At 34.5% G+C, this 13,914-nt stretch carries 13 protein-coding genes; 10 read left to right on the plus strand and 3 right to left on the minus strand.

All coding sequences use genetic code 11. The features are described from left to right. Window positions 1-18: 18 nt before the first annotated feature. Window positions 19-1,008 carry a 2-hydroxyacid dehydrogenase gene (locus B6C99_RS07740; protein ID WP_086359380.1) on the minus strand — a complete coding sequence of 330 codons (990 nt, stop codon included), beginning with the start codon at window positions 1,006-1,008 and terminating at the stop codon, window positions 19-21. A gap of 272 nt (window positions 1,009-1,280) precedes the next feature. Here B6C99_RS07740 and B6C99_RS07745 point away from each other — a divergent pair, with 272 nt between their 5' ends. The 5 genes from B6C99_RS07745 to cydC all read left to right on the plus strand — a co-directional run bounded on the left by B6C99_RS07745 (window position 1,281) and on the right by cydC (window position 8,055). Continuing rightward, a complete protein-coding gene (locus tag B6C99_RS07745) occupies window positions 1,281-2,543 on the plus strand; it encodes an AmpG family muropeptide MFS transporter (RefSeq protein WP_086359314.1) in 1,263 nt (420 codons plus the stop codon). An 8-nt stretch (window positions 2,544-2,551) separates the two neighbouring features. Then, complete coding sequence (locus B6C99_RS07750; protein WP_158092458.1) at window positions 2,552-3,205, plus strand: NAD(P)H-dependent oxidoreductase; 654 nt, start codon at window positions 2,552-2,554, stop codon at window positions 3,203-3,205. Between the two features lie 516 nt (window positions 3,206-3,721). Continuing rightward, window positions 3,722-4,675 carry a thioredoxin-disulfide reductase gene (gene trxB, locus B6C99_RS07755; RefSeq protein WP_086359316.1) on the plus strand — a complete coding sequence of 318 codons (954 nt, stop codon included), beginning with the start codon at window positions 3,722-3,724 and terminating at the stop codon, window positions 4,673-4,675. Between the two features lie 15 nt (window positions 4,676-4,690). After that, window positions 4,691-6,430 (plus strand): cysteine/glutathione ABC transporter permease/ATP-binding protein CydD, encoded by a 1,740-nt coding sequence (gene cydD / locus B6C99_RS07760; RefSeq protein ID WP_086359317.1) that lies wholly within the window; start codon window positions 4,691-4,693, stop codon window positions 6,428-6,430. Beyond that, a complete protein-coding gene (cydC, locus tag B6C99_RS07765; RefSeq protein WP_086359318.1) occupies window positions 6,424-8,055 on the plus strand; it encodes a cysteine/glutathione ABC transporter ATP-binding protein/permease CydC in 1,632 nt (543 codons plus the stop codon). Before cydD ends, cydC begins: the two co-directional genes overlap by 7 nt. Before the next feature lie 202 nt (window positions 8,056-8,257). Here cydC and B6C99_RS07770 read toward each other — a convergent pair whose 3' ends face one another. Then, entirely contained in the window at window positions 8,258-8,665 is a 408-nt protein-coding gene (locus B6C99_RS07770; RefSeq protein ID WP_086359319.1) for a hypothetical protein, read from the minus strand. A gap of 67 nt (window positions 8,666-8,732) precedes the next feature. Then, window positions 8,733-9,503: a hypothetical protein gene (locus B6C99_RS07775; protein ID WP_086359320.1), complete on the minus strand. Its 771-nt coding sequence runs from the start codon at window positions 9,501-9,503 to the stop codon at window positions 8,733-8,735. A gap of 638 nt (window positions 9,504-10,141) precedes the next feature. Between B6C99_RS07775 and rsfS the strand changes: the two genes are divergently transcribed. From rsfS to lnt, 5 genes are all read left to right on the plus strand, one after another. Then, window positions 10,142-10,459, plus strand: a complete 318-nt coding sequence (rsfS, locus tag B6C99_RS07780; protein ID WP_034902136.1) for a ribosome silencing factor — start codon at window positions 10,142-10,144, stop codon at window positions 10,457-10,459. A 4-nt stretch (window positions 10,460-10,463) separates the two neighbouring features. Further along, window positions 10,464-10,934, plus strand: coding sequence for a 23S rRNA (pseudouridine(1915)-N(3))-methyltransferase RlmH (gene rlmH / locus B6C99_RS07785; protein WP_086359321.1), 471 nt, complete (start codon window positions 10,464-10,466; stop codon window positions 10,932-10,934). A 23-nt stretch (window positions 10,935-10,957) separates the two neighbouring features. Further along, complete coding sequence (gene ybeY, locus B6C99_RS07790; RefSeq protein WP_039128837.1) at window positions 10,958-11,425, plus strand: rRNA maturation RNase YbeY; 468 nt, start codon at window positions 10,958-10,960, stop codon at window positions 11,423-11,425. A gap of 82 nt (window positions 11,426-11,507) precedes the next feature. Further along, complete coding sequence (corC, locus tag B6C99_RS07795) at window positions 11,508-12,380, plus strand: CNNM family magnesium/cobalt transport protein CorC (RefSeq protein WP_086359322.1); 873 nt, start codon at window positions 11,508-11,510, stop codon at window positions 12,378-12,380. Then, window positions 12,373-13,914 carry an apolipoprotein N-acyltransferase gene (gene lnt / locus B6C99_RS07800; protein ID WP_086359323.1) on the plus strand — a complete coding sequence of 514 codons (1,542 nt, stop codon included), beginning with the start codon at window positions 12,373-12,375 and terminating at the stop codon, window positions 13,912-13,914. The genes corC and lnt overlap by 8 nt, the downstream gene beginning before the upstream one ends.

Raw genomic sequence — 13,914 nt, forward strand, 5'->3', positions numbered from 1 at the left:
ATATTAAATTATTTATTGTTATTTAACAATATTTTGACATTCTTTGCCTTCTGAAATTTGGGCAATATTATTTAATGTTGTATCCGAAATATTTAACAATGCTTCTTGGGTTAAAAATGCTTGATGACCAGTGAATAGCACGTTATGACATGATGATAAACGACGGAATACATCATCTAAAATAACATCATTGGATTTATCTTCGAAAAATAGATCACGTTCGTTTTCATACACATCCATTCCTAATGCACCAATTTTAGTTTGTTTTAACGCTTCAATGGCTGCTGTTGCATCTAATAAACCACCACGGCTGGTATTAATAATCATCACACCTTTTTTCATTTTGTTAAATGACTCTTTATTGAGCAAATGATAATTTTCTGGCGACATCGGACAGTGTAAAGTAATCACATCTGATTTAGCATACAGTTCATCTAACTGAACATACTGCGCACCTAACTCAACAACGATATCATTTGGATAAGGATCATAAGCTAAAATATTCATGCCAAATCCTTTTAGAATACGAATAACGGCTTGACCTATTTTACCTGTGCCAATAACGCCAGCGGTACGATTATGCATATTAAAACCAGTCAATCCTTCTAAAGAAAAGTTGGCATCACGTGTACGTTGATAAGCTTTATGTGTTCTACGATTTAATGTCATCATTAATGCAACAGCATGTTCAGCCACTGCTTCTGGCGAATAAGCAGGAACACGAACTACAGTGATACCTAATTTCTTAGCTTCAGCCAGATCGACATTATCAAAACCAGCACAGCGTAAGGCTAATATTTTAATCCCATAATGAGCTAATTTTTGTAATACTTGTTTATCCACTTCATCATTTACAAACACACATACAGCATCATATCCTTCAGCAGTAACCACTGTTTTATGACTTAATTTATGCTCATAATATTCAATTTCAAATCCAAAATGCTTATTTGCGATTTCTAGATGTTCTTTGTCGTAATGTTTACTGCTAAAAACAGCAACTTTCACAGTTTTCTTCATAATGGCTACTCCCTTTAAGATAAATTGATGTATTGTTTTGATTTTAAATGATGATTGAAACACATTGTCACATGCTAATTTTGACAACATTGAATGCTGAGTTTTGATTTATTTTGATTTAATTGGCTATTTTAGCCTTGAAAACTGGGCATCAACAAATCTATATATAGTAAAACGTTTTATGATGGCTTTAGCAATTACTTTTTTTATTATTATGCTATGATAGCACTTCACTAAAAACTCACCAATAATGTTATGTAATGAATAACCCGCAAAATTCTATTTTCAAAACTATTTTTAATACAAAAATGCTAATCTGCATTTTCACAGGTTTTGCGTCAGGATTGCCTTTTTATTTATTGATACAACTATTACCTGCATGGCTGGCTAGTGAAGATATCAACATAAAAACCATTGGCATTTTCTCTTTAACCCAGATGCCATATATTTTCAAATTTGTCTGGGCGCCATTTATGGATAATATTTCTCTATTCAAACTTGGGCGACGTCGAGGTTGGATGTTTATTTCACAACTAGTTTTACTCTTTTCGATTGCGATTTTAGGTTTTTTCTCCCCAACGTTAGATATTTGGTTAATCGCTAATATCTGTTTTATTATCGCACTCTTTTCTGCAACCCAAGATATTGCTTTAGACGCTTTTCGGCGTGAATTATTACTCGATAATGAACTTGGATTAGGTAATAGTATTCATACTAATGCTTATCGTATTGCCGGATTGGTACCTGGTTCACTATCATTAATACTATCAAGTTATTTACCTTGGAACAGTGTTTTTCTCATTACCGCATTATTTATGTTACCAGCGATTATTATGACATTACTGGTTAAAGAACCAATCAATCAAACTCCCAAGAATCATAGTTTAGATGAAATTATTATTAAACCTTTTAGTGAATTTATTACACGCCAAGGTGTTAAAAGTGCCGTATTGATTTTAGCTTTTATCTTTTTATATAAATTAGGGGACAGCATGGCAACGTCCTTAGCTACTCCATTTTACCTGAAAATGGGATTCAGCCGTTTTGATGTGGGTTGGATTGCTAAAAATGCATCGTTATGGCCAAGTGTATTGGGAGCTCTATTTGGCGGTATATTAATGATAAAAATAGGAATTAATCGCGCTTTATGGTGTTTTGGTTTTGTCCAGGTTATCTCTATTTTAGGTTTTGCTTGGTTATCGATCGAAGGCCCTTTTGATGAGATTAATACTCATCAAAAAATTTTATTAGCATTAGTAATAGGATTTGAAGCATTAGGTGTTGGCCTTGGCTCAGCAGCTTTTGTTGCCTTTATCGCTAAGACCACAAATCCATTATATACCGCAACACAGTTTGCGTTATTTACCAGTATTGCCTCTATTCCTCGAACACTTATTAATTCGACAACAGGAATTATGGTTGATTATTTAGGCTGGACAAGCTTTTTCGGTTTATGTACGATGTTAGCGATACCTGGTATGGTGTTATTATTAAAAGTAGCGCCATGGAATTTAAAATCTTAGGAGACTTTATGGACAAACTATCTCTAGCATTCGAGTTTAGACATGCTTGTAAACGATTCGATGAATCAAAAAAAATTAATCATACAGATCTTGAAACAATTTTAGAGGCTGGTCGTTTATCTCCTTCATCATTTGGGATGGAGCCTTGGCATTTTATAGTTGTCGATAATGCAGATATTAAAACTGAATTACGTGCTGCTTGTTATAACCAAGAGCAAGTTACTAGTTGTTCACACTATGTAATTGTACTTTACCGTAAAGCCAATAACTTTACTTCACAAAGTCATTATTTACGTCAAGCGGTAGCAAGAACGTTACCTGATCAAAATGATCAAACCGCCATTGATATTGCTTGCCAAGATTTTATTAATTTTACTAAATTTGGCTTAGCAAATGGCTTAACGGTAAATCATTGGTCAGAAATGCAAGATTACTTAGCGGCAGCAAATATGATGACTGCAGCGGCTTATCATGGTATTGATTCTTGTGCTATTGGTGGATTTGAACATGATAAAGTCATCCAGATTTTAGAAAAACATATTCCACAGTTTAGTGGTGAAACTTTTGGAGTTGGACTCTGTTTAGCATTTGGTTATCGAGTTAATGAGCAACAATCGCATATTCGTTGGTCACTTCAAGATGTGACGACTTATTTATCATAATCAATAACAAAATCTCTTCTGTCGCCAATTGGCTGCATGAAGATCAAGGCCTAAAAACTCATCATTAACGTATACAGTATTTCAACATCAGTTGATAACGACTGCAAAATAAATTCAATACTAGATAAAATATTACCTATTTGCGGATCACTAATATTTTTTAGGTAGAATTTAAAATTTTTTAACTCACCTTATTTTAGCAAGCAGAGCTTCCACAGTTTATTGTGAGAGTGTGATCTCATTATTTAATAAAAAATAATTTTTAAGATCTAATTGAAAACTTTAAAAAATCAAAATAAATAATATAAAACGTTTAAAAGTTAAAATTGATTTAAAAAATTGAAAATATGAAGAAACAAAAAACATTCAACAATAACTCGAATTATCAATGCTACCTATTGCTATGATAACCAATTTTTTTGCACGATATTGCTTGATAATGTTAGACTTATCAACTATAAATTGCGCTAACCGTATTTAAATTAGCCAGAATATCAGAACAAAGAAGGATATAACATGAACACCAAACATGCCCGTTTATTGATACTAGGGTCAGGACCTGCTGGCTACACAGCTGCTGTTTATGCTGCACGAGCAAATTTATCACCAGTATTAATTACTGGTACACAACAAGGTGGACAACTGACTACAACCACCGAAATAGAAAACTGGCCTGCTGGCGATCCAGAACTTACCGGACCAGAATTAATGATAAAAATGCAGCAACAAGCAGAACGATTTAATACAGAAATCATTTTAGATCATATTGATCGTGTTGACTTTAGCCAAAAACCATTCAAACTTTTTGGTAGTGATACCGAATATAGTTGTGATGCATTAATCATAGCTACAGGCGCATCAGCACAATATCTTGGTTTACCATCGGAAGAAGCGTTTAAAAGTAAAGGTGTGTCAGCTTGTGCTACTTGTGACGGTTTTTTCTATCGTAACCAAAAAGTTGCTGTTGTCGGTGGTGGTAATACTGCTGTTGAAGAAACCCTCTATTTAGCCAATATCGCTAGCAAAGTTCATTTGATCCATCGTCGTGATAGTTTTAGGGCTGAAAAAATATTAATGGATCGTTTAGCTGAAAAAGTGCAAGAAGGTAAAGTTATACTGCATACTCATCAAATTATTGATGAAATTCTAGGTGATAATATGGGAGTGACAGGTATTAGAATTCGTAGTAGCCAAGATCCCAATATTAGCGAAAAAATTAATGTAATGGGCGTTTTTATTGCTATAGGTCACAAACCTAATACTGCTATTTTTGAAGGCCAACTTGAACTAAATAATGGCTATATAAAAGTGCAATCAGGCACTCAAGGTAATGCAACTCAAACTAGCATTGAGGGTATTTTTGCTGCGGGTGATGTTATGGATCATATTTATCGACAAGCAATTACATCGGCTGGAACGGGATGTATGGCAGCGTTAGATGTTGAACATTATTTAGATAATTTAAAATAGAATCAACTAAATAATATGTCTTTAGATAAACAACGCCAAACTTATTTACTTAACTGGTTAAAACAACACACCAAAATACACAAGTCAGATTTACGTGCTTCGGTTTTGACTGGATTTATGTTAAGTATTTTAATGATTGCTCAAGCAGCTTTTTTGGCGATTATTTTACAAAGATTGATTATTGAACAGCAGTCTTTTTTGACTGTTATTCCTTACTTTTTATCTTTAATTTTCATTTTACTGGTTCGAGGATCGTTAATTTATTTTCGTGAAAAGATTAACTTTGCTTTAGGTCAAAAGATCCGTAAGCAAATTAGACAAAAATTAATCGATCAGTTTGAATTATTTGGTCCAGCTTATTTAAATCAAAGCACTACCGGAGCATGGAGTACGTTAGTTATTGAACAAGTCGATAATTTACATGATTTTTTTGCTCGTTATTTACCGCAAATGCGTTTAGCCAGCATGGTACCAATATTAATTTGTATTGCTATCTTCCCTTTCAACTGGGCTGCGGCCGTTATTTTGCTTTGCACAGCCCCCCTGATCCCTATTTTTATGATTTTAGTGGGAATGGGAGCAGCTGATATTAATCGACGCCATTTTAAAGCGTTAGCTTATTTAAGTGGCCATTTCTTAGATCGATTAAAAGGACTTAATACCATTCGTTTATTCAATCAAGGTGAACAACAAACGGAAGAAATCGCTCGTGCATCTGAAGATTTCCGAGTTAAAACCATGCAAGTGTTAAAAATGGCCTTTTTATCCTCTGCTGTGTTAGAGTTTTTTACCTCAATTTCAATTGCTATTGTGGCTGTCTATTTTGGTTTTTCTTATTTAGGCGAATTTGATTTTGGCGCCTATAATGGAACTGTTACTTTATTTGCTGGTTTTTTTGCATTAATTTTAGCACCTGAGTATTTTCAACCCTTACGAGATCTTGGAGTCTATTATCATGCTAAAGCCGAAGCTATTGCTGCTGCTGATAATATCGAAACTTTTTTAAATAAAAGTTTACCGCAACAAGTTGATAATGCTCAGCCAAAAACTAACTTGAATCAATTGCAAGCAAACAATTATCTAGATATTGGGGTTTTAAAAACAATTGAAGCCAAAGATCTGATCATACTATCCAATGAAGCTCTGCCGATTGTTGGGCCACTTAGCTTTTCATTACATGCGCCCTTTAAACTAGCCTTAATTGGCACTAGTGGTGAAGGAAAAAGCTCGCTCATGCAAGTATTACTTGGATTTTTGCCTTATCAAGGTTCACTCAAAATTAATGGTATTGAATTTAATCATTTAGATTTAAAAAGTTGGCAACAACAAATAAGTTGGATTGGCCAAAATCCTTATCTCATTAACGGTTCAATTCGTGAAAATATTCTACTTGGTAAACCCACAGCAACCACTAGTGAGCTTGATGAAGTGATAGCCAAAGCACAATTATCTGATGTTATCGCTAAACTGCCTGAAGGAGTGGAGACACAGGTCGGTGAAGATGCGGTACGATTATCAGTAGGACAAGCCCAACGTGTAGCACTTGCCAGAGCAATGCTAAAACCTTGCCAATTACTAATCCTAGATGAACCAACCGCAAGTTTAGATAAACAGACAGTAGAATTGTTAGCACCATATGATATTGCCACTAACAGTATGACCATAACTCATCAACATGATGATATGCATGATTTTGAGCTAGTTTGGAAACTGTCAAAAGGACAAATTAATGCCATTAAGGAGAGTTCATGCTAACGCTATTACGCCCTTATATTGCTCTTTATAAGCACTACTTTTGGCAAATCGTTATTGGACTTAGTTTATCTATTCTTACGCTATTTGCCAGTGTCTTTTTGCTCTCATTATCGGGATGGTTTTTAGCCTCTACAGCCGTTGTTGGTGTTGCCGGTTTATATACCTTTAATTACATGTTACCTGCAGCTGGAGTACGAGCAGCAGCAATTACCCGAACAGCATCACGCTATGTTGAGCGCTTAGTTGATCACAACACTACTTTTAAAATTTTAGCTTATTTAAGAACGTTAGCATTTAGAAAGATTTTACCACTCAGTGCTAACCAATTAGCTCAATATCAAAAAGCTGATTTACTTAACCGTTTTATAGTCGATATTGATGCACTTGATCATCTCTACTTAAAACTATTTTCACCAATTGTTACAGCATTAGTCATGATTTTGTTGCTGTTTGTCGGGCTAAGTTATATCAATTTACCCATTGCCTTAATTATTACTATCGTGTTAACAATTACCTTACTTGCTATACCTATCATTTTTTATCATGCAGGTAAACAGTTAGGAGAAACATTAGCTAAACAACAAAGTGAATATAGGGCGTTATTAATTAATTATTTACAAGGTCAAGCTGAACTAACGTTATTTAATGCGCAACATCGTTACCGTAAAAAACTAGATAAACTTGAATCAGACTGGCTTTTTCATCAACAACGCCAATCAACATTAATGGCACTATCAAGTGCACTCGTCGTATTGATTGCTGGTTTTTTAACTTTATTGGTACTGTGGTTAATCACTCAATATACATTATCTCCTTTAGTTGCCTTATTTGTTTTTGTTTGCTTGGCTAGTAGTGAAATTCTAGCGCCCATACCAGGAGCATTTATCTTTTTAGGACAGGTATTAACATCCGCAACACGCACAACAACCTTATTTAACCAAACACCTGATATCAAATTTATTGAACAAGGCAAAACTATCGATTTATCTATTGCTAAACTACAATTCGATGACATTAGTTTTAGTTATCCCAATCAACCTTTTGCTATTTTAAGTCACTTTTCATTAACCATAAATTCCGGTCAACATGTTGGTTTAATAGGTAAAACTGGCTGCGGCAAATCAACACTACTTAATTTAGTTACTCGCACATGGGATGCTAATTCTGGAAAAATTTTGATCAATGATATTCCAATTGATCAACTTGATGAAGCTACACTCCGCCAAATCATTGCGGTTGTACCTCAGGTTATTACTATTTTTAGTGATACACTTAAACAGAATTTGCTAATTGGTAACCGACAGGCATCTGACCAACAGTTGATCGATGTATTACATCAAGTTGAACTATCAAAATTGTTAGCGACCGATCAAGGTTTAAATTTACCATTAGGACAAGGTGGGCGCGCTCTATCAGGCGGCGAAATTCGTCGTATCGGCATTGCTCGAGCATTACTACATAACTCACCACTAATCCTAATGGACGAACCAACTGAAAGCCTTGACCAACAAACCGAACAACAGATCATCGAGCTGATTAAACAAATCTGTAAAAATAAAACATTACTAATGGTCACCCATAGATTAACCAATAATCCGTTGTTTGATCGAGTGATTGAATTGTAAGTTTTAGATTTAGATAACCGATTATTAATTAATATAGTAAAAGTTTATCTTCAAAATGACTTTTAATTAACTAATTGTGATTATTAAATACACCCCATACCATCTTTGGATGATATGGGGTGGTTTATTCCTATATAATCTATATTATTTTTTACTAAAGTGTATTTATTATGGCAATTAGCTAATCAATACATAATTAACATTAAGGTGTAACACAGACGGCCAAAGTTTTTGTAGCAATATCTTTACGATTAACATCTGCATCATCTGAATATACCACAAACCCAGTTCTTGAACTTTGTAAATCAACTGTCCAATAAAAAGTATTAGAAAAATTAGCGCCAACATAGTAAGTCATAAATCCCCACTCCGAGAAAAAACCAGCATTGATTGTGCGTTGATAAAGATTATTCGGTGATGATAGTGTTGCACCGACAGCACCTACACAACGATCGTCAGATAAAGTGCCTTGACAAGAAGCATTGGTTAAATCTTTAACTTGTGCAAGACGATAACCAATATTTTTGCACCAGTACAATGCTTGAGAATACGTACTATCAATACCACGCTGGACAAACCACTGTCGTAAAACAAAACCATATTTTACCACTTCTTTACCATTACTATCTTTACCAAATAATTCAAAAGTTTGTGGTCAATCAGATTGAGTTATCGGGTTAGGAAGACTTGTGTTCCATTGAGAAGTGGAAGCTACAGGGCCGGTTAATGTATGTAACACGAACACTAGTATTGTTTGAATTAGGTTTCATAGTTGCCGTAATGCCACTTCGCGTAACGGGTGTCCATGTCAAAGGCCCATTATAACCGCCAATGTCTAAATCAAAATATAGATGATCAGCACCAGTTGTAGGAAAATTTAAATGATAAGATGAAGGTGTCGTTGACTGGGTTAAAAAACCTTTATAGGTATTACACATCCATTCTGGACCTCGATAGTCTACAATATCACCATTAACCCTATCCTTTTCTCCACCATATTTTAAGTTAGGTTTAGCAAAACAAACGGATGGTGATGCTTTATTAGGATTAATATAATAGTCGACACTACCAGTACTAAAACTACTTCGATTAGGAATATCATAACGTGTAGTTAAATAACCAGCAGAACTACTCAATGATAGTTTATACGGAGAATTACAAATTGTTGGTATTTCATTACGAGGCACAGATTTATTATTTTTATCAACAATGGTTAAAGTTAAATCGCCGGTAGCTGAAATATTATTACTTCCTTGACCATCACCATCGCCCCAATAGTTATAAGGTGCACCAATAAGTGTATTCATTGCAATTTTATTAATATTGGTCGGAACTAACATACCTATATCAGCAAAACTATCACCAACACGGGGTAATTCAATTGGCGTTATCAATGAATCATTTGTTTCAGGTGTAATTCTTCTACCATCAGATAAGGTTATTGCCAATAGATTATTTGTATCAGTAATACGAGTACGACCTTTATCAAAAGTTAAATATGGTGCACTACCATGAATAACGTTAGATGTATATGCTGATAATGCATAACTACGTTGTGAAAAGGATAAAACTAAAACAACTGCTATAACTAAAAAAACGGTAAGAATAAAATAAATCTTATAAATTGAGGAAAAATTAAAATATTGAGAAATATAAAATTCTGATTCAATAATGAAATAAATTTAAATTATAGGTTGGGCAGATTTGGTCTTATAATGCATGGCGGCAATCCTGTCAATTAATATTATGTTTTATTTGTTTTTTTTAATTCCGTTCGACTAAATACTCGTCGAGTATTCCCTTTAAAATTACATAAAAGTATAGTGACTGAAGAATATCTATGCAAATTTTATTAAAAGCTAAATTTTTAACTTTTGTAAATATTATTAGTGAGATAAGCTGTTAAATCATATTTTCAACCGGTTAAAAACTCCGCTCCTCAACTTTTTTTGATTAAAATAGCTCTCCATAAAATTATTTTTGTGACTTTTTAAATATAAAGGGTTATTGCTGAGACACACTATTTTCAAGGCGATTTAGAAAAAATATGCTATACTACTGCTTTATTTAAAATAGTAGAGAGATTATTTTGCAACAATCATTACAAGATTTTATTATTGATAAAATTGATGACCTTAAAGGCAAAGATATTGTTACCCTTGATGTTCGTGGTAAATCAAGTATTACCGATTATATGATTATCTGTACAGGCACATCTAACCGTCATGTTGCATCAATAGCAGGACACTTACTTGATGAAGCAAAAAAACAAGGCCATCTTGTATTAGGAAGTGAAGGCCAAAATGATGCTGATTGGGTGGTAGTTGATATGGATTCTGTCATTGTACATATCATGCAAGAACAGAGCCGACAACTTTACGAACTCGAGAAACTTTGGAGTTAGTGACGTGAAAATACAGCTTATTGCTGTTGGCAATAAAATGCCCAATTGGGTAAACACTGCTTTTAATGATTACCAATCCCGTTTTCCCAAAGATATGCCTTTAGAACTAATTGAAATACCAGCTGGAAAACGGACTAAAAATGCCGATATTGTGCGAATTTTAGATAAAGAAGGCGAATTAATGCTAGCTGCATGTGGCAAAGGTAATCGCATTGTCACATTAGATATTCCAGGCAAACCTTATACGACCCACGATTTAGCAAAACAACTTGAACGTTGGAAAACCGATGGTCGTGATGTCAGTTTGTTAATTGGCGGTCCTGAAGGTTTGTCGCCAGCATGTAAAGTGGCGGCGGAACAAAGTTGGTCATTATCACCTTTAACATTGCCACATCCATTAGTACGAGTCATTGTTTCTGAAAGCCTTTATCGAGCATGGAGCTTAACCACTAACCATCCTTATCATCGTGAATAAATAAATTAGGTAAACACAGTAAAATGAGTGCAATTATTTTAGATTTGCAAATAGCTACAGACGATAACCAAAATTTGCCAACTGAAGAACAAATTATGCAATGGTTAAACGTGATTTTGCCTCAATTTATGGATAATGCTGAAATCACTATCCGAATTGTGGATGAACAAGAAAGCCAGCAGTTAAATAATACATACCGCCACAAAGATAAACCCACCAATGTACTCTCTTTTCCATTTGAATCACCGATTGAAATTGAGGTACCACTGTTGGGTGATTTGATTATTTGCAAACAAGTGGTGGAAGCCGAAGCCAAAGAACAACATAAATCGTTAACTTCACATTGGGCACATATGATCGTGCATGGTTGTTTGCATCTATTAGGATATGATCATATTCTTGACGAAGAAGCCGAAGAAATGGAAAATATCGAAATTGATATAATGCAACAGCTAGGATTTAATAATCCATATCAACCGATTGACGAATAACTGTGTTTAGTTATCATCATTGATGATAACTAAACTGAAGTAAAAATACTTAAATACAATAAATTAGTAAAGGAAAAAGCAAATGAGCGATGATAATCCCCGGAGATCCAAAAAAGGGTTTACATTATGGTTAAGTCAATTATTCAATTCAGAACCAAAAGATAAAGAAGAACTGATCGAAGTTATTCGTGAGGCTGAAGAAAACCAACTCATTGATCCTGATACCCTTGATATGATCGAAGGCGTAATGGATATAGCCGATCAACGCGTTCGTGATATCATGATACCCCGCTCTCAAATTGTAACAATCAAAGATAATTTCACCCTTGATGAATGTTTAGATATTATTTCTGAACATGGCCATTCACGTTATCCAGTAATTAGTGAAGATCGAGACCATATCGAAGGAGTACTATTAGCCAAAGATTTACTCATTTATATTCGACAAGGTGTCAACGATTTTGATTTGAAAAAGATCCTAAGACCAACTGTTGTCGTTCCTGAAAGTAAACGAGTTGACCATATGTTAAAAGAATTCCGCATGCAACGCTATCATATGGCGATGGCGATTGACGAGTTTGGGGGAGTTTCAGGCTTAATCACTATCGAGGATATTTTGGAACTTATTGTTGGGGATATCGAGGATGAATACGATGAAGTTGAAGATCGTGATATTCGCCGTTTATCACCATCAATTTATTCTGTCCGAGCTCTTACTTCAGTAGAAGATTTTAATGAAATTTTTGCTACCACGTTTAGTGATGATGAAATGGATACTATTGGCGGACTAGTCATGCAACATTTTGGCCGTTTACCAATTCGTGGCGAAACGATTACTATCGATGGTTATCAATTTAAGGTAACGATTGTTGATCGTAGAAGAATTATTCAACTACATGTCACCATTCCTGAAGATGCAACTATACCAAATCTAGAGCAGCAAGAAAATGCTTAAGCAAATTGTATTAAGTCTACTTTTTGGTGGAGTTGCGGTTTTTAGTTACGCACCCTTTCACATTTGGCCTCTTGCCTTTGTATCATTTGCTGGTTTTTTATGGTTAATTACTGATAAATCAAAAAAACGAGCCTTATTGATTGGCATTAGCTGGGGCGTTGGTTACTTTTTGTCTGGCATTCATTGGGTTTATATTAGTATTAAGCAGTATGGTGAAGTGCCAACATCAGTTGCTATAATTATTTTAGGGCTGTTAGTTACCTATTTAGCGCTATACCCAATGCTATTTGCTTGGCTATTGAGAGCCAGTGATCGCTTTGCAACTAGATTTTCGATAAAACAGCTTGTTTTACTAGCGCCGATTTTATGGCAGCTTACTGAATTTTTACGTGGTTATATCTTAACTGGTTTTGCTTGGTTAGAATTAGGATATAGTCAACTTGATAGTCCTTTACGCGGTTATTTCCCTCTCGTCGGAATTAACGGGGTAACGTTAATGCTGACAATGTGTTGTGGATTGTGTGTTTATTGTTTATACAATATCAAACGTTTTTCGTATAATAAGCACATATTTGGTGCTATTATCGCACTATTTTCGATCATTATTGCACCAATTCCATTCAATTTAATTAATTGGACTACCATTGATCACTCCCGCTCAGCTCATTTTACTTTGATTCAAGGCAATATTTTGCAATCAATTCGCTGGACTACCGAACAGTTGAATAAGACTTTACAAACTTATGCTTCATTAACTGAAAAGAACTTGGGCAAAGATAATATTATTATATGGTCTGAAGCCAGTATTACTGATTATGAGATAAATCAACAACCCTTTTTACAGTATTTAGATAATGAAGCAAGAGCTAATGGTAGTGAAATTGCGGTAGGTATTATTGATTATCGTATAGGTGATAATGGTTATCAAACCAATGCGGATATTTATAATACCTTGCTAGTTTTAGGTGAAAAGACGCCATATAAATATCCTAATACAAACCGATACCAAAAACACCATTTGGTACCTTTTGGTGAGTTTACACCGTTTGAATCTTTGTTAGAACCTATAGCTGATGTGCTTGATATCCCTATGTCTTCATTGCAAGCTGGTGCAGAAAAACAACCTCAACTTAAGATGAAGGGTTTTAAGTTTACTACTGCAATTTGTTATGAGGTAATTTTATCTAATTTGATACATAAAAATTTTACGTCTGATACAGACTTTTTATTGACCGTTTCGAATGATGCATGGTTTGGTGATAGTATTGGACCTAAACAACATTTACAAATGGCTCAAGCTAGAGCGTTAGAATTTGGTAGACCAATGATTCGTAGTACCAACACTGGCATTACTGCGATTATTGATCATCATGGTAAAGTTTTGGTGAAACTACCTCAATTCGAAACCAATATTTTAAATTATACATTATCCCCAACAATTGGTTTAACTCCTTATGCAAAGTTTGGCAATCTGCCTTACTATCTTATCATTTCGTTGCTATTTATTTCGTTTTTTATAAAAAAACGTCGTTAA

This window comes from Gilliamella sp. N-G2, assembly GCF_002142215.1.
Lineage (GTDB): Bacteria > Pseudomonadota > Gammaproteobacteria > Enterobacterales > Orbaceae > Gilliamella.